The 20,710-nt window shown below is 61.5% G+C and carries 20 protein-coding genes and 1 tRNA gene; 11 read left to right on the forward strand and 10 right to left on the reverse strand.

Annotated elements, in window-relative coordinates; genetic code table 11:
- Positions 1-146 precede the first annotated feature (146 nt).
- The 6 genes from AC1DUY_RS11905 to AC1DUY_RS11930 all read left to right on the forward strand — a co-directional run bounded on the left by AC1DUY_RS11905 (position 147) and on the right by AC1DUY_RS11930 (position 4,879).
- Positions 147-1,148 (forward strand): TRAP transporter substrate-binding protein, encoded by a 1,002-nt coding sequence (locus tag AC1DUY_RS11905; protein WP_068738418.1) that lies wholly within the window; start codon positions 147-149, stop codon positions 1,146-1,148.
- A 144-nt stretch (positions 1,149-1,292) separates the two neighbouring features.
- Positions 1,293-1,868: a TRAP transporter small permease gene (locus AC1DUY_RS11910; RefSeq protein ID WP_068738416.1), complete on the forward strand. Its 576-nt coding sequence runs from the start codon at positions 1,293-1,295 to the stop codon at positions 1,866-1,868.
- A complete protein-coding gene (locus AC1DUY_RS11915) occupies positions 1,865-3,190 on the forward strand; it encodes a TRAP transporter large permease (protein WP_068738414.1) in 1,326 nt (441 codons plus the stop codon). Before AC1DUY_RS11910 ends, AC1DUY_RS11915 begins: the two co-directional genes overlap by 4 nt.
- A gap of 138 nt (positions 3,191-3,328) precedes the next feature.
- The gene (locus tag AC1DUY_RS11920) at positions 3,329-3,973 is read left to right on the forward strand and encodes a Spy/CpxP family protein refolding chaperone (RefSeq protein WP_478114440.1); all 645 of its coding nucleotides are present in this window, start codon (positions 3,329-3,331) and stop codon (positions 3,971-3,973) included.
- Between the two features lie 173 nt (positions 3,974-4,146).
- Positions 4,147-4,222, forward strand: a tRNA-Lys gene (locus AC1DUY_RS11925).
- Positions 4,223-4,603: 381 nt separating this feature from the next.
- The gene (locus tag AC1DUY_RS11930; protein WP_093760270.1) at positions 4,604-4,879 is read left to right on the forward strand and encodes a hypothetical protein; all 276 of its coding nucleotides are present in this window, start codon (positions 4,604-4,606) and stop codon (positions 4,877-4,879) included.
- Between the two features lie 354 nt (positions 4,880-5,233).
- Here the strand turns inward: AC1DUY_RS11930 and AC1DUY_RS11935 are convergent, their stop codons facing one another.
- From AC1DUY_RS11935 to AC1DUY_RS11975, 9 genes are all read right to left on the reverse strand, one after another.
- A complete protein-coding gene (locus AC1DUY_RS11935; RefSeq protein WP_231077535.1) occupies positions 5,234-5,470 on the reverse strand; it encodes a hypothetical protein in 237 nt (78 codons plus the stop codon).
- A gap of 330 nt (positions 5,471-5,800) precedes the next feature.
- Positions 5,801-6,220 carry a hypothetical protein gene (locus AC1DUY_RS11940; protein WP_478114442.1) on the reverse strand — a complete coding sequence of 140 codons (420 nt, stop codon included), beginning with the start codon at positions 6,218-6,220 and terminating at the stop codon, positions 5,801-5,803.
- Between the two features lie 328 nt (positions 6,221-6,548).
- Positions 6,549-7,295 (reverse strand): SDR family NAD(P)-dependent oxidoreductase, encoded by a 747-nt coding sequence (locus AC1DUY_RS11945; protein WP_478114444.1) that lies wholly within the window; start codon positions 7,293-7,295, stop codon positions 6,549-6,551.
- A gap of 39 nt (positions 7,296-7,334) precedes the next feature.
- Positions 7,335-8,294: a sugar kinase gene (locus AC1DUY_RS11950; RefSeq protein ID WP_439063392.1), complete on the reverse strand. Its 960-nt coding sequence runs from the start codon at positions 8,292-8,294 to the stop codon at positions 7,335-7,337.
- Positions 8,295-8,327: 33 nt separating this feature from the next.
- Positions 8,328-9,014: an L-fuculose-phosphate aldolase gene (locus AC1DUY_RS11955; protein ID WP_320447563.1), complete on the reverse strand. Its 687-nt coding sequence runs from the start codon at positions 9,012-9,014 to the stop codon at positions 8,328-8,330.
- Positions 9,015-9,090: 76 nt separating this feature from the next.
- A complete protein-coding gene (locus tag AC1DUY_RS11960) occupies positions 9,091-9,660 on the reverse strand; it encodes a peroxidase-related enzyme (protein WP_093760256.1) in 570 nt (189 codons plus the stop codon).
- Positions 9,661-9,675: 15 nt separating this feature from the next.
- Positions 9,676-11,988 carry a molybdopterin-dependent oxidoreductase gene (locus AC1DUY_RS11965; RefSeq protein WP_478114447.1) on the reverse strand — a complete coding sequence of 771 codons (2,313 nt, stop codon included), beginning with the start codon at positions 11,986-11,988 and terminating at the stop codon, positions 9,676-9,678.
- 33 nt (positions 11,989-12,021) lie between these two features.
- Positions 12,022-12,789, reverse strand: a complete 768-nt coding sequence (locus tag AC1DUY_RS11970; protein WP_478114449.1) for a CoA-transferase — start codon at positions 12,787-12,789, stop codon at positions 12,022-12,024.
- Positions 12,789-13,595, reverse strand: a complete 807-nt coding sequence (locus tag AC1DUY_RS11975) for a CoA transferase subunit A (RefSeq protein WP_478114451.1) — start codon at positions 13,593-13,595, stop codon at positions 12,789-12,791. The genes AC1DUY_RS11970 and AC1DUY_RS11975 overlap by 1 nt, the downstream gene beginning before the upstream one ends.
- 251 nt (positions 13,596-13,846) lie before the next feature.
- On the opposite strand from AC1DUY_RS11975, the gene AC1DUY_RS11980 reads away from it, so the two are divergent.
- From AC1DUY_RS11980 to AC1DUY_RS12000, 5 genes are all read left to right on the forward strand, one after another.
- Positions 13,847-14,998 carry an ABC transporter ATP-binding protein gene (locus tag AC1DUY_RS11980; RefSeq protein ID WP_478114453.1) on the forward strand — a complete coding sequence of 384 codons (1,152 nt, stop codon included), beginning with the start codon at positions 13,847-13,849 and terminating at the stop codon, positions 14,996-14,998.
- Entirely contained in the window at positions 14,995-16,788 is a 1,794-nt protein-coding gene (locus AC1DUY_RS11985) for an ABC transporter permease subunit (RefSeq protein ID WP_478114455.1), read from the forward strand. The genes AC1DUY_RS11980 and AC1DUY_RS11985 overlap by 4 nt, the downstream gene beginning before the upstream one ends.
- 31 nt (positions 16,789-16,819) lie before the next feature.
- Complete coding sequence (locus AC1DUY_RS11990; protein ID WP_478114457.1) at positions 16,820-17,908, forward strand: extracellular solute-binding protein; 1,089 nt, start codon at positions 16,820-16,822, stop codon at positions 17,906-17,908.
- An 86-nt stretch (positions 17,909-17,994) separates the two neighbouring features.
- Positions 17,995-18,750 carry an IclR family transcriptional regulator gene (locus AC1DUY_RS11995; protein ID WP_441229124.1) on the forward strand — a complete coding sequence of 252 codons (756 nt, stop codon included), beginning with the start codon at positions 17,995-17,997 and terminating at the stop codon, positions 18,748-18,750.
- A 313-nt stretch (positions 18,751-19,063) separates the two neighbouring features.
- Entirely contained in the window at positions 19,064-19,504 is a 441-nt protein-coding gene (locus AC1DUY_RS12000) for a hypothetical protein (protein WP_441229125.1), read from the forward strand.
- Positions 19,505-19,575: 71 nt separating this feature from the next.
- On the opposite strand, the gene cysK is transcribed toward AC1DUY_RS12000, so the two are convergent.
- The gene (cysK, locus tag AC1DUY_RS12005) at positions 19,576-20,631 is read right to left on the reverse strand and encodes a cysteine synthase A (RefSeq protein ID WP_175366775.1); all 1,056 of its coding nucleotides are present in this window, start codon (positions 20,629-20,631) and stop codon (positions 19,576-19,578) included.
- Between the last annotated feature and the right edge of the window lie 79 nt (positions 20,632-20,710).

Here is a 20,710-nt window from a genome sequence, read left to right on the forward strand (position 1 = left end):
GCTCCGCGTTTTGCGTTGCAGCATCGATTTCATGTTGTACCCCTGCGAAGGGGCAATGGCGTTTGCGCATTGATCTCTATATTGCTGCAACTGGCATACAAGCGGGAGCCGCTCAATGAGCTCCCACGTCATACGGGGAGAAACACATGCGCAAATTGATTTTCGCAGCAGCATCGGTTGCCGCGCTTGCATTGATAGGACCGGCCGCCGCGCAGGCGCCTATCATCATCAAATTCAGCCATGTCGTCGCGCCGAACACGCCGAAGGGCCTCGCTGCGGAGAAGTTCAAGGAACTCGCCGAGAAATACACCGACGGCAAGGTCAAGGTCGAAGTCTATCCGAACTCGCAGCTCTACAAGGACAAGGAAGAGCTGGAAGCCTTGCAGCTCGGCGCGGTGCAAATGCTGGCGCCGTCGAACTCGAAGTTCGGGCCGATCGGCGTCAAGGAGTTCGAGGTTTTCGATCTCCCCTACATCCTTCCGGACCTCGCCACCCTGCGCAAGGTGACTGACGGCCCGCTTGGCGCGCGGCTGCTCAAGCTGCTGGATTCCAAAGGCATGACCGGCCTTGCCTATTGGGACAACGGCTTCAAGCAGATGACCGCGAACAAGAAGTTGCTCACTCCCGCGGACTACAAAGGCATGAAATTCCGCATTCAGTCGTCAAAGGTGTTGGAAGCTCAATTCCGCACGCTTGGCGCGATTCCGCAGGTGATGGCGTTCTCGGAAGTGTACCAGGCGCTGCAGACGGGCGTGGTCGATGGTCAGGAGAATACGCCGTCGAACATCTACACCCAGAAAATGCATGAGGTGCAGAAGTACACTACGCTGACCAACCACGGTTACATCGGTTACGTTGTGGTGGTGAACAAGAAATTCTGGGATGGCATTCCGGCGGATACTCGCGGCCTTCTGGAAAAGGCCATGAAGGAAGCCACCGCCTATGGCAACGGCCAGTCGGCGAAGGAAAACGACGACGCACTCGCCGAGATGAAGAAGAGCGGCAAGACCGAATTTGTTACACTGACGCCGGAGCAGGATGCCGGCATGCGCAAGGCGGTGGAGTCGGTTTATACCGATGTGGCAGGCCGGGTAGGCAAGCCACTGATCGACGAATTTCTCAAGGAAACGCGCGGCGCCACCAATTAGGATTGACGATGTGAGCTTCCGCGCCCTCGGGTGCGGAAGCCACTGACGCCCCGGGGGCCGCAGTTGCCTGACTGCGGAATGGGGTTAGCGCAAGGTCACGCCGCGATCAGATCAATTGCCGGTTGACCCGCACTGGGGGACTAAATGTTTCTTCGCATCCTCGATCGGCTTGAGGAACTGCTGATCATGACATTGATCGCGGCCGCGACCGTGATCATTTTCATTGCAGTGGCACATCGCTACCTCGTCGGCATCCCGTTCTTCTATCCGTTTTTGTTTCCGATCCACCTGTCGTGGGCGCAGGAGCTGTGCATCTTGATGTTCGTGTGGATGGCGAAGTTCGGCGCCGCCTACGGCGTGCGGACCGGCATCCATGTCGGCGTCGATGTGTTGGTGAACCAACTCGACCCGCCCTGGCGCAAGACGGTGGTGATGTTCGGTCTGCTCTGCGGCGCGCTCTTCACATTTGTGGTCGGCAGCATGGGCGCGAAATTCGTCTACGGGCTGATGTACACCGATCAGGTGACGCCCGATCTCGAACTGCCAAGCTGGATCATCTATCTCTGTGTTCCGCTCGGCTCCTATCTGATGTGCTTCCGCTTCCTGCAGGTTGCTCGCAAGTTCTGGCGCACCGGCGAACTCCCACATCATGACGAGACCGACGTGGAGGGGATCGATCCCGAAGCCGCCGCCGCCAGCGCCGCGAGGATCATCCGATGATCGCTGCCATTATTTTCGGACTACTCGTTGTGCTGATGCTGACGGGCATGCCGATCTCGATCGCGCTCGGTCTCACGGTGCTGACGTTCCTGTTTTTCATGACCAACGTGCCGATCGAATCCGTCGCGCTGAAGCTGTTTACCGGCATCGAGAAGTTCGAGATCATGGCGATCCCGTTCTTCATCCTCGCCGGAAACTTCCTCACGCATGGCGGCGTCGCGCGGCGAATGATCGAATTCGCACGAACAATGATCGGCCATTGGGCCGGCGGACTGGGCATTGCAGCCACGATGGCCGCTGCGCTGTTTTCAGCGGTGTCGGGGTCGTCGCCGGCGACTGTGGTGGCGATCGGCTCGATCATGCTGCCGGCCATGCTGTCGGTCGGTTACCCGAAGCGCTTTGCTGCTGGCGTCATCGTTACCGGCGGTGCGCTCGGCAACCTGATTCCGCCCTCAATCATCATGGTGATCTACGCCGTATCGACCAGCGGCGCGGTTTACTTCGGCCCCGCCGGCGAGAAGGTCTCTTCCGCCTCGGTCGGACAATTGTTCATGGCCGGAATGGTACCGGGTGTGATCCTTGCCATCATGCTCTCCGCCACCACCTGGTATCGCGCGTGGAAGAACAACTATCCGCGCATACCCAAGGCAACCTGGGCCGAGAGCTGGCACGCCTTTCGGGAATCAGCTTGGGGCATTTCGCTGATCGTTATCGTGCTGGGAGGCATCTATCTCGGCTGGTTCACGCCGACGGAAGCCGCCGCCATGAGCGCCGTCTACGCCTTCCTGATCGAGATGTTCATCTACAAGGACATGAAGTGGAAGGACGTGCCCAAGGTTCTTCTGATCTCGGCCAGCATGAGCGCGATGATCCTCTACATCGTTACCAACGCGGTGCTGTTCTCGTTCCTGATGACCAGCGAGCAGATCCCGCAGGCGATGTCGAACTGGATCACGAACAGCGGAATCAACTGGATCACCTTCCTGCTGGTGGTGAACCTGCTGCTGCTGCTCGCGGGCAATGTGATGGAGCCGTCCTCGATCGTTCTGATCATGGCGCCGATCCTTTATCCGATCGCAGTCAAGCTCGGCATTCATCCGGTGCACTTCGGCATCATCATCGTGGTCAATATGGAAATCGGCATGTGTCATCCGCCGGTGGGACTCAATCTCTACGTCGCCTCCGGTATCGCGAAGATGGGGATCACCGAACTCTCCATTGCCGTGCTGCCGTGGCTGATCACGCTGCTGATCTTCCTCGGCCTCATCACCTACATTCCGGAACTCTCGCTGTGGCTGCCGCGATTGCTCGGGATGCTGTGACAAAAGAATTCTGAAGTGTGTTCCATCGTGAATACATATTCAGAAATCGAACACATCCGGAAAACATATGGCCAAAGCGTAAGTTGAAGGTCCGGCATCGCAGGATCATCTTCGGGTAACTTTCCAAAGGAGGTTGCCATGAAGAAGATCTTGCTCGCTGGTGCCGCTGTTGCCGTGATCGCCGGTTCTACCGCGGTCTATGCCCAGCACCGTCCATGGATGCATCATCACGTCCGGATGAATCCGGAAGACCGCGCTGCGTTCGCCGATGCGCGCATCGCTGCCGTGAAGGCCGGGCTCAAGCTGACGCCGGATCAGGAGAAGATGTGGCCGGCGGTGGAGAGCGCGGTGCGCGATTTCGCCAAGCTGCGCATCGACCGCGCCAATGCGCGCATGGAAGAGCGCAAGAACCGCGACGACGACGCGAAGCGGGCCGACACGCCGGACAATCCGGTCGCCCGCCTACAGCAGCGCGCCGGCGACATGGCCACCACGGCCGCCGCGCTGAAGAAAATCGCCGATGCCGCCGACCCGCTCTACAAGACCCTCGACGACGGCCAGAAGCGCCGACTGGCGGTGCTGACCCATATGGACCGTCGCTTTGGCGGCGGGGAGGGCGGCTGGCGTCATCGCGGCCCGCGGCCGGGCTATGAGCGCGGCAGCTTCGAAGGCGAGGGATTCGGCCCTCCCGGCTTCGATCGCCCGCGTTTCGGCGATGACGACGATCGCGGTCCCGGCGACAGATTCGAGCGCAACCCCGCGCCGGGCGCCGAGCGGCTCTGATCCGGAGCAGTTTTCCACGGTCGCAACAACGAAGAAGCCGCTGAAATCCAGCGGCTTTTTCGCATTTTTGCGATTGCGAAAAACGGTGCAATTTTTGTGACAGCGTCGCTGGACATCCCCGGATCGCTTTGCTAAACGACGCCGTCCCCACGGGGATATCCGGATCTGGATCCGGGCGCATAGCTCAGTTGGTAGAGCAGGTGACTCTTAATCACCGGGTCCTAGGTTCGAGCCCTAGTGCGCCCACCAAAAAATCTCAACAAATCAGATTGTTAGAATTTCGGTGGTCAGTCATTCCGACCGGACGTCGTCTGTCATTCTGACGGGTCACCTGCTTTTGGTCTTTCGCTGAGCCATCCATCAGCCTGACGGCCAAGCCACGAAGAAACGTCGAAAACCCGTTGAGCCTCCTCCGCGCGCTGCAGCGGTCTTTCCGGAGGTCTTTGCGAACCCGAGCCAAACCGCGGACCGAATTTTTCTATTGGTCCCGAGCCCTCTGCGGGAAGTGGCCAGGTGGAACCGCCGGGATGCGTGCACGTTCCTACATGTGGAGAAACAGCATTCTGGTGCCGTCGTGCGGCGCGCTTTGCATTCAAGTCCAATCACCAAGCAGCAAATGGGAGTTTGTCGATGCTCAGCGCCTTCATCAACGGAAAAGATATCAAAACCGGTACCGTGATTTCTGTCGTCGCCAAATCGGTGGCGCCGGGAGAAACGCTTGCGCTCGAATACCCAAACAAAAGTCGGGTGTCAGGTAAGGTGATCTCAGCTTCGCACAGCGAGCTCGAATTGGAGATCAATTCGGAGGCCTGGCGGCTGCGTCCACACGCCCCGAGCGACAGCACCATCCACAATGACCTGTCCGATAAGGATGCATCATTCTGGACGGTCCAGGCGAAGCTCTAGACTATTCGTCCTGGCCGGTTTGCGACCTCAGCGGCCCGGTTTGAAAACCGCGGTGGCCGAATTTAAGAAACGTTAGGGGCAGACGGGCCACTATCTGCAGATGAAGCTCTTTTTGTGGTTTTGCGCGGGGTCGGCGGCCGGGATTCTGGCGACGGTAATCTTGTGTCTAGCGCTCGTGCTGGGCGTCAGTCAGTTCGGAATACCCAACGATCATCCTGTGGTGAAGTACATGATCCATGGCATCGCAACGATATGCTGGGTGTTGGGAATAGGCGCCGGCCTGTATTTTCATTTTCGGCACCGATCTGGTTTTAGGCTTCCCAAGCAGTAAGGCAGCCTCAGTGGGCGGCTCTTTCATTTTGGCGACCTGGGGGCGGATCGATGGATAGTCTCAAAGCCCACGCGCGGTTCGTTTAGGATCTTCGCTAGAGGATCGTGTTTCGGAGTCGTCCGAGGGGATGCCGTCGGTTTGTGCCGGCGCTCGGCGACCATGGCGCGCTCGGCATTGGCCGCGCGCGAACCGTGCTCTTCAACAAAGCCGATCCTGGGTTCGTCGAGCAGCTTGGACTGCCATGCTTTTGTATTCGTCATCTCGCCACTCTACCCGATGGCGTGCGCCCGCAAAAGCCCGCGGGCGAGGGCGGGTGGAGACCGCACGCGCAACGCCGCCCTGGGCGGAGTATGATCGCCCCGGCGACGTTGGCTCAACACTGGGCCCTCAAATCCCCAGTTCAAATTGGTACGATGGACGTGGCTGAAAGGTTCAAGGGAGCCAGAGAAAAAACGCCCGAGGGTATCGAGCGGGTTCTGGCGGTCTGCGGTTCGGCGATATGCCGCCAGGCGTCGAAGGCCCTACCAACGAAATGAAAACCCGCCGAGCTGCGCCGGCGGGTCTCTTCTGCCTACTGGCGATACGGCTCGTCAGGGAGTGCTCCGGGCGACCCGCGGCGTCGCGGCGGGCGCAGTGGTCTTGGTTTTTTGGATTGCCTGACTGACCGGTAATTGTAGCACGATTGCCTTCTGCCCGGGCCTCAGGTCTGTGACGAGGACAATCCTGCCATTTGAGAATTCCAGCGCGTCGTGGTGATTGTGATACTGGCCCAACTCAATTTGGCGGAAACGGGCTAGCCGATCGTTCACGTTGCGGCGAAACACCCATCCGTCGACTCGGACGTTTTCTTCAAAAGCGATCTCGGTGCCAGGGCGAAGGCAGACCGCAACGTTTGGATCGTCGAAGCTTGCGAACCCTTTAGTTGTCGTCGAAGGAAATCTTGTCGATACCAACCTATCCGCCACCTCTGCGGGACGGTTAGCGACCGCGTGCAGGCTGTAATCACACATGGATGCGCTCCTATGGACGGCCACCCAGCAAATGCTGCAACATCCGTGAACCCCGTTGGTTGCAGCGCGGGGCAAAAAAAGCTGCCGGCCTAGGCGTAACCTCATTCTGACCGCGCCAAAATCCCAAGCCTAACGTCCAGATGGGCGCGTCCAGGATCGCTTCGGCCTCCGACTGCCGCCTTCATGCGTCTGGTCGAAGCGCTGCGCTATCGTTCGTGAGTATGGAGCAGGGGCCGCCGTATCATTGCGCGGTCACGGATACGCACGTCCGCGAAGTCCGGCAGGGTCGTGCGTTCGTTGCCGGGCGTCGATCTCGGATTGAGGTCGATTAGCTGTAGAAGATACCGCCATCCACGTTGAGTGCCTGGCCCGTCACGAAGGCGGAATCGTCGGAGGCGAAGAATGCGACGGGGCCGACGACGTCTTCCGGCTCGCCGAGCCGATGCAGGTCGGTGATCTTCTCGAAATAGGTGACCCGCTCCGGATCGCGCAGGTTGTTGCGGCCCATCTCGGTGAGGATGATGCCGGGGCATACGGCATTCACCGTGACGCCATGGCCGCCGAATTCCATCGACGAGACCCGCGTGAAGCCCACCACAGCGGATTTCGACGCGGCATAATGCGACTGGCCGGGGCCGCCGGTGCGCGCGGCCAGCGAGGCGATGTTGATGATGCGCCCGTATTTGCGCTCCTTCATGTGGACGACCATCGCCTGGGTCATCTGGAACACGCCGCGGACGTTCACGGCGAAGGTCTGGTCCCAGTGTTCGGGCGTGGTTTCTTCGATGGTCGCGAGACGCAGGATGCCGGCATTGTTGACGAGAACATCGACATGGCCGAGACCCGCGACCGCTTCCGCAACCGAGCGCTGGCAATCCTCGAGCTTGCTGACATCTGCCAGCACCGGAATGCACTTGCCGCCGAGCTTCTTCACATCCGTGACGGTCTCCAGCAGCGTGCTCTCCTGCGACGCGATGTCCGTCAGAGCGAGATTGTAGCCGCGCTTGGCGAGGCCAAGGGCGATGGCACGTCCGATTCCGCGGCTGGCGCCGGTGACGATGGCATGTCTGGTCATGTGATGTTCCTGCTTCTATGAAAGCTGTCGATGGATGGATTAGGCGCGTGCGCCGCGGACGGGCAGCGTGTTCATCGCCTTGACCGTCTCCTCGAAGGACACGAGATTGGCGCCGGAACCGAGCCCCGTCGCCACGATGGCGGCCGTGGCTGTCGCCAGTTTTGCGCAGTCCAGCAGGTCCCAGTCGCGGACCAGGCCGGCGATGAAGCCGCCGGTATAGGAATCGCCGCAGCCGGAGGTGTCGCGCACCGTCACCTCGAAGGCCGGTACCGTGAACTGCCGCCCGTCGCGCGTCATGATGAAAGAGCCGTGTTCGCCGAGCGAGATCGCGCAGGCACCGGCGCCCTTGCCGATGAAATACTGCGCGCAGGCCGCGGGATCGTCGGTGCCGACCAGTGCGTGGGTCTCGTCGATGCTCGGCATGAAGAAGTCCGTATAGGGCATCAGCGGTTCGACCAGTGCCAGCGTCTCGCCGCGTGCCTGGATGAGATCGACGGTGGTGATGCAGCCGGCCGCCTTGGCATCGCGCAGCAGCGCCACCGTCGGCTCGCCGTCCATCGCCAGCAGCGAGCCGACGCCGCCAAGATGCAGCACCTTGCTGCGGCAGGCGGCTTTCTGCGCTTCGGGCGAAATCTTCCAGCGCGCGGAGGCGCCGCGCGCATGTAGCACCGGGCGCGAGCCATCCGGACGGATCGGCAGGATGGTGGCGGAGGTCGGCACGCCGGCCATCCGCTCCATCACCGAAATATCGATGCCCTCGCGCTCCATCGCATTCAGCACCCAGTCGGCCTTCTCGTCGGCGCCGACCGCACCGACGGCGAGCGCCTTCAGCCCGAGGCGCGCGCAGGGCACCACGGTGCCACCCGCGGTGCCGGCGACCGTGAGCCGGATCTCATCGATCAGCGCGCGGCCGCCGCCGGCCGGGATTTCAGTGACGGGGACGCCGAGGATGTCCAGGATGTAGGTGCCGCAGACGCTGACGTCGTGGGGATGGGCCATGTGGCAAGTCTCGCAATTGTTGGTGCTGGTTTGTTAGGTCGAGGTTTTCGGCGTGCCGTCGCTGTCGCGCAGGCCGTATTGTCCCCATCGCTTCAGGATGCTGTCGATCTCGGCATCCGGCAGCAGCGGCGGCGTGCCGAGTTGCAAGCAGCCGTGATACTGCTTGGCGAGCACCTCGACCTCCACTGCAAGCCACATCGCCTTGCGCAGATTGGGGCCGATGGCGATCAGCCCGTGATGGGCGAGCAGGCAGGCGCGGCGATGGCGCAGCGCCTCCAGTGCCGCTTGCGACAGTTCCGCGGTGCCATATTGCGCATAGGGCGCGCAGGGGATGTCGTTGCCGCCGGCCGCCGCGATCATGTAGTGGATTGCGGGAATGCTGCGGTTCATGATCGCGATGATCGTGCAGAAGATCGGATGCGCGTGCACGACGGCATTCGTTTCGGGCTTGGCCTTGAGTATGTCGAGGTGGAAACGCCATTCCGTCGAGGGCACGCGGCCAGCCGGCGCCGTCCACGAGCCATCCCATTTCATCGCGACGATGTCTTCCGGCCGCATGCTGTCATAGGGAACACCGGACGGCGTCAGCAGGATGCCGTCCCCGGTGCGGACGCTGATATTGCCGGACGTGCCCTGATTGATACCGGCAGCCGACATTTCGTGGCAGGCATCGATGATGGCCTGTCGGGTTGCGACGTCTGCAGCGCTTGGATGCGTCATGGCCTGTTTCCTCGAAAGTCGTCGCTGCGGCTCTTACCGGCCGCTGCGGGCGATCGTTATATCGGTGCGAGGCGGGTCAGCGCCCCATGGCGAAGAATTCGTCGTTCGGCCGCATGCTGGTGACATTCGCCAACCGGTTCGACATGCCGAAGAAGGCGGCGATGGCAGCGATATCCCAGACGTCGTCCTCCGTGAAGTCGTGGCGCTTCAGCGCCTCGATATCGGCATCGCCGACCTCGTAAGCCTGCATCGAGACCTTCATGGCGAAATCGAGCATCGCGCGCTGCCGCGGCGTGATGTCGGCCTTGCGATAGTTCACCGCGATCTGGTCGGCAATCAGCGGGTTCTTGGCGCGGATGCGCAGGATGGCGCCATGCGCCACCACGCAATACTGGCACTGGTTGGCATTGCTGGTGGCCACCACGATCATCTCGCGCTCGGCCTTGGTGATTGGGCCTGGCTTGTCCATCAGCGCATCATGATAGGCGAAGAAGGCGCGGAATTCGTCGGGCCGGTGCGCCAGCGTCAGGAACACGTTGGGCACGAAGCCGGACTTTTCCTGCACCGCGAGGATGCGCGTGCGGATGTCCTCCGGCAGGCTGGAGATTTCGGGGACGGGGAAGCGGCTGATGGCTGAGGTGGTCATGGTTTCTGTTTCCTCTCAGGCGGTCGCGAGTGCAACCAGTCTGTCCTGGTATTCTTCAAAAGCGTCGCGTTGATCTGCAATATGGGGTTCGGCGCGGACCAGGCATGTATGCGCCGAGCAGCCCTGCCCGAATTGCGAGGTGCCGATGTCGAGCGTCAGCACGTTCGGATTGCCGGCGACTTCAAGACCAGTCTCGGCGCGCGGGGTGAACCAGGCGCCGGTCGGCAGCACCAGCACGCCGGAGCGCACGCTGTCGGTGACGTCAGCAGTGGCAAGACAGGCGCCGCGTGCATTCCAGATGCGGATGGTCTGTCCGTCGCTGATGCCGCGCGCCGCGGCGTCGTCGGGATGCAGCCGTGCCTGTTCGCGGCCGTTGCGCTTGTTGGCCACGCTGGCGACGCCGGTTTCGATCTGGCTGTGCAGCCGGCCGGCCGGTTGATGCGAGATCATGTGCAAGTCGGACGCATCGCTGCCGCTGCCGAGCCATTCCGCCGGCTCAACCCAGGCCGGATGCGACGGACAATCGGCATAACCGAGCCGGGCAAGGGTCTTGCTGCCGAGCACAATCTTGCCGCTTTCGGTCTTGAGCGCATGCGCCTCGGGATCGATGCGGAAATCGGCGAGGAAAGTGTGGTCGGCGCGCACCGGGCAGCGCGCATAGCCGTCGTGCCAGAATGTTTCGAAGTCGGGCATGTCGAAGCCGAGCCGCTCGGAAGCGTCCTGCCGGCTCGCCTCGTAGAGATGACGAACCCAGCCCATTTCGTCGCGGCCTTCGTTGAAGCGGTCGGCAACGCCGAGCTTGCCGGCAATGCGGTCGAAAATCTCGAAGTCGGGCAGCGAGTCTCCGACCGGCTTGATGGCCTGCTTCATCGCGATGATGAAGTCGGAGCGCCTGTTGCCGGCAAGGTCGTTGCGTTCGATCGATGTGGTCGCCGGTAGCACGATATCGGCGCGCTGTGCCGTCGCTGTGAACATCGGATCCTGGACGATGATGGTCTCGGGTCGCGTCCAGGCTTCGGACAGCCGGTTGAGATCCTGATGGTGATGATAGGGATTGCCGCCGGCCCAGTAGACCAGCCTTGTGTCCGGATAGATTCGCGTCTCGCCCTCATAGGTGAAGGTCGCGCCGGGATTGAGCAGCATGTCGCTGATGCGCGCCACAGGGATGAAACTGTCGATCGCGCGCGTCAATTGCGAGATGGCCGGTGACTTGCCGAGATTGAAGGGCGAGCCGACGCCGCCCAGCGAGGCATAGCCGTAGCCGACACCGCCGCCCGGCAGCCCGATCTGGCCGACGATGGAGGCGAGGCCGAGCGCGGCCCAGAACGGCTGCTCGCCATGATGCGCGCGCTGCAGGCTCCAGCTCACGGTGAGCATGCTGCGGGTATCGACGAGGCGTCGCGCCAGCTGGCGGATGCCATCGGCATCGAGCCCGCAGATCTCCGCGGCCCAGGCTGCATCCTTGCGGATGCCATCCGACGAGCCGTCGAGATAGCCGAGCAGTTGCTCGGCGCCGCTGGTGCAGCGATCAAGGAAATCCCGGGCGTGCCGGCCTGCCTTCACGATCTCGCCGGCGAGGCCCAGCATCAGCGCGGTGTCAGTGTTCGGGCGGATCGGCCACCATTCGGCATCGACCCAATCCGGCATATCGTCCTTCAGCGGCGAGACGTGAACGATGCGGATGCCGCGCTCGGCGATTTTCCTGAGATAGGATTCGAGGCGGTGGGTGCCGATGCCACCGGCCTCGGTCTGCGCAGTGCGCGGCGATAGCGCGCCGAACACCACCAGCGTGTCGGTGTGTGCGGCTATGGTGTCGAGCGTATTGGCCTGGCCGTCGCAAGCATCCGAGCTTCCCAGCGTATGGCGCAGGATCACCGGGCCTGCAGCAATGGAATACGTATCCACATGCCGGGTGAAGCCGCCGACCAGATTGAGCATGCGCTTGAGCAAAGACGACGCATGATGCAGGCGGCCCGAATTGGTCCAGCCATAGGAGCCCGCGAAGATCGACGCATTGCCGTGGGTGTTGGAGACGCGACAGATTTCGTCGGCCACCAGCGTGGTCGCCTCATCCCAGCTGACGGGCACGAACTTCTCCGCGCCGCGCTTGCGCCGATCGCTGTGCTCGCGCTTGTCGAGCCAGCCGGAGCGCACCATCGGACGCAGAACGCGGCGTTCAGGATTGGCCCATTCCGGCACCGAATGGATGATCGGCGAGGGGGCGGGATCATGGGCGAACGGCTCGATGCCCACGATCTGTTCGTCCTGCACGAGGATCGTATAGGCGCCCCAGTGACTGCAATGCGGGATCCGCTTGATCTCACTCACGCATCGTCTCCGTGTCGTTGCTCGCCGGTCCTGTCAGGATGCATGGGACAGCGGCCGTTCGATCTCGCGCCGCATCTGCGCGGCGAAGTCCGGATAGGTTTCGGCAACCTCGTCGTAAACACGCCCGCGCAGCAAAGCCAGCGTCTGCGGATCCGGCAGCGCGGTCTGTTCCGGCTGGCTTTCATGGGTGAACTGGAAGCCGGTGGCGTCCTTGATACCTGCGAGGTCGTGTCGGGGATGGATGCTCTGCAGGTCGAAGCCCGCACGCGTCTTGTCGAAGCGGAACAGCGCCTTGCTGGTCAACAGCGCGATCGGGCCGCCACTGCGGTAAACGCCATCGTCGCTGACCCCGGGCGTGCTGATGAAATCCACCTTCTCGACCAGAGCGCGCGGCGTGTGCTCCTCGCGAAACAAGATCACGCGCGGCACGACGTAATAAAGATAGGCCGATCCGAACGAGCCGGGCCATCGCACTGGCGTCTGCGGATAGTCGCCGGTGCCCACCAGATTGACATTGCCGCGGCCGTCGATCTGGCCGCCTCCGAGGAAGAAGGCATCGATGCGGCCCTGGCCAGCGCAATCGAACAGTTCGGCCGAGCCGTTGGTGAAGAAATTGTGCTCCACCGATCCGAGGATCGAGATGCGCGGGCCTTTCTCGCCGGCCTGCTGCTTTAGCGCTCGCAGCAGCATGGCGCCGGCCGCGGGGATCGGTGAGGATGCACCGACAGCGACATGCCGGACGCCGTCGAGCAGTTTGGCGATGGTGCAGATCAGGATTTCGCGCGGGTGAACCTCGCTCATCATGCGGGTTCCATCTGTGCGTTCGTCATGTAGTCGGCAAAACCCTCGGCGCTGCGCGCGGCGCGCGCATAGCGCAGGATCTCGGCCGTGTCGGTCGGATACTCGCCCCACAGGCCGTAGGGCCAAGCGCCCTTCGGCGCGACGGCGACTTCGGTGACATAGAGCGCCGGCAGCACGCCCGCTGCGCTCATTTCGCTGGCGAGCAGGCTTTCGTCAACGATGCGCTCGACAGTGACAAGCGTGGTGGCCGATGCATAGGCCATCGCGGCGAGTTCGCGGCGTCGCCCAATCCACACATTGCCGAATCGGTCGGCCATCGGTGCGTGGAAGATCGTGATGTCGGGCTTGATCGCGGGGATGAGCACGATGGGATCGCCGCCATCCGCCAGCGGATTGTCGATGACGCGCCAGTCGCTGCGGTGGTGCAGCAGGTCGCTGCCGATCAGCCCGCGCATCGGCATGAATGGGCTGCCTTTCTGCGCGGCCATCAGGCCGGCATGGATAGCGGGGCAGGTGGCGTCCTTCAATGCGATCGCGCCGTCCTTGACGGCTGCGTTGAAGCGCGGCGCGCCGCCGGCTTCGCCGAGCGATACGGCGCTGGTCTCGACCGACCGAACCAGACCGGCGCCGACGAGTTGGTCCACCTGAAGGCCACCGGTCGGCACGCAGACGAGATCGAGATTGCGTGTGTTGCGTTCAATGATCGGGCGCGTCATCGCCATCGAGACGCCGGCATAATCCACCGGCAGCGCCAGCCGGACTCCCGGCTCCACATACTTCGCCAACGCGCGAAGATCGCTTACCACAATTCGCCTCCCGATTTTATTGTTCTATATTGTAGAACATAGTTCTAAATAAAGTTAGTCGCGCCGCGCCGCGGCTGTCAATCCGTTTGTGTCGCGAAGCGCTTTGCCAATAGGGGAAAATGCAAACCCGTCGGTAAGTCGATGATGACCGACGCGTCGTCGCATCGCGCATTCACTTGACAAGACGATGCGTCACGCCAACAATAATTGGAATAACGTCTCATAATATAGAACGACCAGGGAGGTTGATGATGGCTGAGCCATTGGCGCTGCGCGTGGGACATTCCGGCGCGGGTGTTCCGGCGTCGCAGTCGGGCGGCGCAAGCGAGCGTCAGGTCATCGGTTCGCGCATCGCAGTTCGCGATGCCGAGAAACGGTACGGCCAGTTCCATGCCGTCAATCGTATCAATCTCGATATCGAACCCGGCGAATTCATCACGCTGCTCGGCCCGTCCGGCAGCGGCAAGACCACATTGCTGAACCTGCTGGCCGGTTTCCAGAGCCTCGACGGCGGCGAGATTCTCGTGGACGGCAGGCCGGTGCACAACGTGCCCACGCATAAACGCGGATTCGGCATGGTGTTCCAGAGCTATGCGCTGTTTCCCAACATGACGGTGACACAGAATGTCGCGTTCCCGCTGCGCATGGCCGGCGTTGATCGCGCCACCACCGAGCGGCGCGTCGCCGAGACGCTGGAAATCATGCGCCTGTCGGATCATGCGAACAAATCGCCGTCGGAAATGTCCGGCGGACAGCAGCAACGCGTCGCGATTGCGCGCGCCATTGTGATGCGGCCGAAGGTCGTGCTGATGGACGAGCCGCTCAGCGCGCTCGACCGTCGGCTGCGCGAATCGATCCAGATCGAGATACGCGATCTGCATCAGACGATCGGCAGCACGATCCTGTTCGTGACGCATGATCAGGGCGAAGCGCTTACCATGAGCGATCGCATTGCGGTGCTGGATGCCGGCAGGATCGTGCAGATCGGCCGCCCGCTCGAGATCTATCGTCACCCGTCCAATCGTTTTGTGGCGTCGTTTGTCGGCGAGAGCAATCTGATCGAAGCCGAGATCATGCAGAAGCGCGGCACCACAGTGACGCTGAAGAACCGCGCCGGCTATGTGTTCGATGCCGAGAGCCGCGACGCCATCGATGTCGGTCGTGTCACCGTGCTGGTGCGGCCCGAGCGCATCGCGATTGCCAATGAGCCTGTGGCGAATTCGACGCCGGTGGCCGTGATATCGGCGATCTTCCTCGGCGAGATCCTGCGCATCGAGGCGCAGATGGACGGCGGCGACACCCTGCTGATCCGCTGTACCGATACCGCAAGGCGGCGGCTGCCCGATGTCGGCGATCGCCTGCATGTGAGCTGGGGTCCGGAAGACTGCTGGGTGCTGACATGACGACGATCTCGCTGTCCGATGAGCCGAGGCATCAGGCGAGCTCTAGCCTGGCCATGAAGCTCAAGAACCCCGCGCTGCTGCTGTTGCCCGCGGTCGCTTTCCTGTCGTTCATATATCTGCTGCCGCTGATTGATCTCATTCGCATCAGCATCAGCGGGCCAAGCTGGCTGACCTATTTCCAGCGCGTCTTTGCGGTGCCGCTATATTGGGAATCGCTGGTCCGGACCATGCAGATCTCGGTCACGGTCGCATTCCTGTGCCTGTTGTTCGGCTATCCCACCGCATTGCTGATCCATCGCACCCGCGGCATCACCCGCGCGCTGATCGCCACCGCGATCGTGCTGCCATACTTCATCGCGATCCTGATCCGCACCTATGCCTGGATGGTGCTGCTCGGCCGCAACGGCCCGGTCAACAAGTTCCTGGTGTCGATCGGTATCCTGAGCGAGCCGGTTCAGCTCTTGTTTCACCGGGGCACCGTGTTAATGGGCATGACGGCGGTGCTGCTGCCGCTGATGGTGCTGACTATCTATTCAAGCGTGTCGCGGCTCGATCCCGGCCTGACGCGCGCGGCGYTGGCCAGCGGTGCCGGGCCTATCGCCGTGTTCTGGCGGGTTCTGCTGCCGCTGACGCTGCCCGGCATCGGCGCCGGCTTCCTGCTGGTTTTCGTGGCCGCGATCGGCTTCTTCATCACGCCGACGCTGCTCGGTGGCCCGGGCGACCAGATGTTCGCCATGCATATCACGCAGCAGGCGGACTCGGTGACGTCGGAAGGCTTCCTGCAGGCGCTGGGCGTCGTGCTGTTGTTGATCACGCTGCTGGTGGTCGCTATCGCCGGACGTTTCCTTGGCCTGGAATTCATCTGGGGCGGCCGCAAGCTCACCGAGACGACAGCAGGGAAGGCCGCGTCAGCGGCGGCGTCCGCCACCGCACGTCGCAGCTTCGGCAGCGCATTCGCTGACGCCATCGGCTGGCCGCTGCTCCGGCTGTTCGGCATGCTGCCGGCCAGTTGCGGCACATGGACGGTCCGGCTGATGGGTGGCGTGGTGGTCGCGCTGCTGATCCTGCCCATCATCGTGGTCATGATCATCTCGTTCAGCAGCGCCAGCTATCTGACCTTCCCGCCACCGGGCTTCTCGCTGCGCTGGTATGAGCAGTTCTTCTCCGACACCAACTGGATGCGCGCGTTCTGGACATCCGCGCTGATCGCGGCAGTCTCGGCCTTCATTGCGGTCGGTCTCGGTACATGCGCGGCGCTCGGCATCGTCAGGGGTAATGTGCGCGGCAAATCCGCGATCATGCTACTGCTGGTCAGCCCGATCATCGTGCCGCCGGTCGTGCTCGGCTTGTCGCTCTACACGCTGTTCTTGAAGTTCGATCTGGTCGGCTCGGTGTTCGGCCTTGCGGCGGCCCATGCCATCGGCGGTTTGCCGATCGTGGTGGTGATCCTGTCTGCTGCGCTGCAGGGCGTGGAATCGCGGCTCGAACAGGCCGCCTCGGTCCATGGCGCGTCGTCACTCACGGTGCTGCGGCTGGTGACGTTGCCGGCGATTGCGCCGGGCCTTGCGGCTGCGACCTTCTTTGCGTTCCTGCATTCGTTCGACGAATTGGTGCTGACCCTGTTCCTGTCGAGCGCGCAGCTGAAGACGCTTCCGTTGATGCTATGGGGCGACATCAATTACCGGCTCAATCCGGTACTGGCTGTCGTGTCCACGCTCGAAGTGCTGCTGGTCGTGGGAGGACTGTTCCTCGCGCGGCCGGTGCTCGCAACGTCGCAAAAAGCGACCTGATGACAAACGATCAAACAGGAGGAAACACACTATGCTGGGAATGAAACGTTTCAGGCTGCCGGCCTTGGCTTCGGCGGCGTTCATCGCCATGGGTACGGGTCTGGCCGTTGCCCAGACCAACGTCGTCATCATGCAGGATCCGGGCGGCGGCTATGGCGATGCGCTGCGCAAGGTGATGTACGATCCGTTCGAGAAGGAAACCGGCATCAAGGTCGTCACCGTGCAGGAAGCGCGCAGCGGTCCGCGCATCAAGGCGCAGGCCGAAGCTGGCAAGGCGCAGTGGGATCTGACCTTCATCTTCGATCAGGAAACCAAGCTGCTCGGCGACTGCTGCCTGGCTGACATCGACTATTCCAAGCTGTCGGAATCCGCGCAGAAGACCCTGGCGGCGATGCCGGACTATCTGAAGCGCAAGAAGGGCGTCGCGCTGCAGGTGATCGGCGTCGGCCTCGTCTACAACAAGGACAAGTTTAAGGGCGATAAGGCACCGCAGAACTGGGCCGACTTCTGGGACGTGAAGAAGTTTCCGGGGCGCCGTTGCATGCCAGCGTGGCCGCGCTTCACCTTCGAGGCCGCGCTGATGGCCGACGGTGTCGACAAGAGCAAGCTTTATCCGATCGACATGGAGCGTGCGCTCAAGAAGATCAAGGAGATCAAGCCGCACATCGTCAAATGGTGGACCACCGCCGCGCAGCCGCCGCAGCTGATCCTCGATGGTGAAGCCGACATGTGCCAAGCCTATACGGGGTCGATGAGCAAACTGGCGCTGGAAGGCGCTCCGATTGATCTCACCTTCAATCAGGGCTTCGTCTATTACGACTTCTTCTCGATTCCGAAGGGCGCGCCGAACTATGACAACGCGCTCAAGCTGCTGTCCTGGCGTCTCGACCCCAAGCGCGCCGCCCAGCTGACCTCCACGTTCCCGGTCGCGCTTCCTTCGAAGGTCGTGTTCGATGCTGCGACGGACAAGAACGTCGCGCGCTATTGGGCGAACAATCCAGAGAACGTCTCCAAAGCGATCGAATGGAGCCCGGACTTCTGGGGCGCGCCATCGCCCGCGGGCAATTCGACCAATGAAGAATATGCGCAGGAAAAGCTGAACGCACTGCTTGCCCAGTAAATCGCGCCATACAACAATGAGACCGGCGGCGGCCCAGCGCCGCCGGTCTGTTCGCAATAGAGAACTACCTCATATCGGCTGCTTGGATGGATAAGGCATTTATCAAGGGACTGAGGCTCCTCGAGGCGCTCGCGATGAGCGAGCAGCCGCGCGGGGTCACCGATCTCGCCAATGAGCTGAAGTTCACCAAGAGCAATGTGCATCGACTACTGGCGACGCTGCAATCGCAGGGCTTCGTTCGCCAGATTCCGCCGCACAGCACCTACGAGCTCACAACCAAGCTATGGGTGCTTGGCAACCACGTCATTCAGCGCATGGATCTCATCCGTATCGCACGCCCGGCGATGACGGCGCTGGCCGAAGTCACCGGAGAGACCGTTCATCTGTCGGTGCTCGAGGGTACCGACGTTGTCTATGTGGACAAGATTGAAAGCGCGCATCATATCCGCGCGCATACCAGCGTTGGCATGCGTGCGCCCGCATTCACCATGGCAACCGGGAAGGCGATGCTCGCGCAAATGCCGGACGAATATCTGGAGAACTTTCGCCCGCATCTCAGGCGTTATACGGATACGACGCGAACGACCATCGAGGAGTTGCGCGAAGACATCCATGCGGCACGGGCACAAGGTTACTCGTCAGTGCTGCATGGCGAATGGCGGGAAGGTATAGCCGCCTGCGCTTGCGCCATCGTTGGACGCTCCGGTGAACTCGTCGGAGCCATCGGCATGTCTGGCCCGGACATCCGGGTCAAGCGAAAGCAGATCAAGGAATACGCTGTTCACGTGATGGAAGCGGCGCGCGCCATCGGCCTGGCACTCGGCCATGTTCGTGCGATGTGAACAATGGCTGCCCATTCGAAGTCCGTGATACCGCATCGATGCTTCGGTTTGGACGCCTGAATCACGTCTAAGCCGATGCCTTCAATCGGCAAAAAACGGAAGACCGTACTTGCGAGATTACCCCGTAAGCGGACATATCCGGACATGTCAAAATCGACCCGAATGACCCACACCAGACATGGGCTGTTTCGATCTCCTGGGCACCGGCGCGCGCGGTCGCAGGAGCGCGGCGAGCACAGGGACGTCACCCGCGACGCCGCGAAATAACTGGTAGTACTCTCGCAAACCGTCGCGTTCGCTGTGAAAGCGAAAGTTGATCGACTGCCGCTATTGCGTGGTGGCCTTGGCTGAGCATCGTCGGCCACGGCCATCACCAGTGATCAACAAGGTGTCCGCTGCACGCGTTTTGCATGTCCTGCTTCGAAGTCGCTGGCGTCGAATCTACTTTCAATGGCGACAACTGAATCGCCACGATTTCGCCTCCGAGCGATCGGCCAATCTCGCAACGTCACGCAATGATTCTCGCGAGGCATTTGGGATGAATGATTTGATCCTCTGGAACGAGCTAACGCGCCGCGAACAGCGAATTATGAACAAGCTGTTCGGCGGCGGATCAGCCTATGGTGATGGTCCGATAGAAACAGTCAACCTCATGCGGCTCGGTCTGATCACCGAAAGCGGATTAACCTCGGCCGGCCTCGAGTTATTCATTGCTGCTTTCAAAGCGCAACGAGACGTCTGTCGGGCGAACTGATTGCGCGCAGAGCATCGCGTTCCGGTCCGGGCCTCATAACGTCGGATGTTTTTTTATTCGATCTTTGCAAATCAAGAGCCAGGCTTGAGCTGTCCGTTCGGCGTAGAGCGTGAGATCTCAAGCTCTTCCTCGTTCATGTCTGCCGACACATCAGCGAAAAGGGGGGTGCTCAAATAGCGCTCGCCGGTATCGGGAAGCATGCAGAGAATATTTGCCCCTTTCTCTGCCTCGGCTGCAACCTTGAGCGCGCCCGCAAAGGTTGCGCCTGAGGTAATACCCACAAAGATGCCCTCTTTGGTAGCAAGGTCCTTGCTGCAGCGAATGGCATCCGGACCGGAGATCGCTAAGATGCGATCGATGACCTTCATTGCGACGGCATCGTCGGTGAGTTTTGGGATGAAATCCGGCGTCCAGCCTTGCATCGGATGGGGCTTGAATGTCGGATGCGGAGCGGCCGGAGTTCCATCTGAGTTTCGCGACTGCGGGGTGCCACTGGCCAACAACTGCGCATCCTCTGGCTCGCAAACCACTATCTTCGTTTCGGGACGCTCCTCTGCGAGCACCCGCGCGACGCCCTTTAACGTTCCGCCCGTTCCATAGCCCGTGATCCAATAATCCAACCGTTCTCCGGAGAAATCGTCGAGTATCTCACGCGCTGTCGTACGCGAATGAATATCGGGATTGGCTTCATTCTCAAACTGCCTAGTCATGTACCAGCCATGCGCCCTGGCGAGCTCGATGGTCTTGTTGATCATGCCTACGGCGCGCTCAGCCGCGGGAGTTACGATGACCTTCGCTCCAAGGAACCGCATGAGCTTACGCCGCTCGACGCTAAATGGCTCTGCCATGGTGATCACAAGCGGGTATCCCTTGGCGGCGCAGACCATGGCAAGACCAATGCCCGTATTTCCACTTGTCGCCTCTATGACCGTCTGACCAGGCTTGAGCTCTCCGGATTTTTCGGCCGCCTCGATTACTCCGAGAGCCAATCGGTCCTTCACTGAACTAAGCGGGTTGAAGGCTTCAATTTTTACGAAGAGATTCACGCCTTCCGGCGCCAGACGATTGATCCGCACTACCGGCGTATTACCGATCGTTTCGACGATACTTTGATATTTCCGTCCCATGATGCATTTCCCGACATTGCGTTGTTTGCGACGGCTCCAATTGCCATGCATTGCGTCGAAGCTGCCCTCGGTTATTGGG

The sequence above is a fragment of the Tardiphaga sp. P4_G1 genome (assembly GCF_056401215.1).